The organism is Thiolapillus sp. (genome assembly GCF_048562965.1).
Taxonomy (GTDB): Bacteria; Pseudomonadota; Gammaproteobacteria; order Chromatiales; family Chromatiaceae; genus Thiolapillus; species Thiolapillus brandeum_A.
On sequence record NZ_JBHNMF010001508.1, the window covers coordinates 1 to 241 of the forward strand.

At 57.7% G+C, this 241-nt stretch carries 1 protein-coding gene; it reads left to right on the top strand.

Features of this window, described 5'->3' with window-relative positions; translation table 11 throughout:
* Positions 1-20 precede the first annotated feature (20 nt).
* Positions 21-241, top strand: a 221-nt coding sequence (locus ACOCD2_RS25210) for an IS66 family transposase (RefSeq protein ID WP_419626380.1), incomplete at its 3' end; no start/stop codon positions are given.

Here is a 241-nt window from a genome sequence, read left to right on the forward strand (position 1 = left end):
TGGACGAGACCTCATTGCGGGTGGACCGCAAGAACCACTGGATCCATGTCTGCTCGGCAGGCCATATCACCTATAAATTCCTCCATCCCAAGCGCGGTCTGGCAGCCATTGAGGCGAGCGAGGTCATCCCTCGATATGGCGGCGTGATCATCCATGACTGTTGGGCCTCTTATCTCTCGTATGACCAATGCGGCCATGGGCTGTGTGGTTCGCACCTGCTGCGCGAGCTCACCTTCGTCAT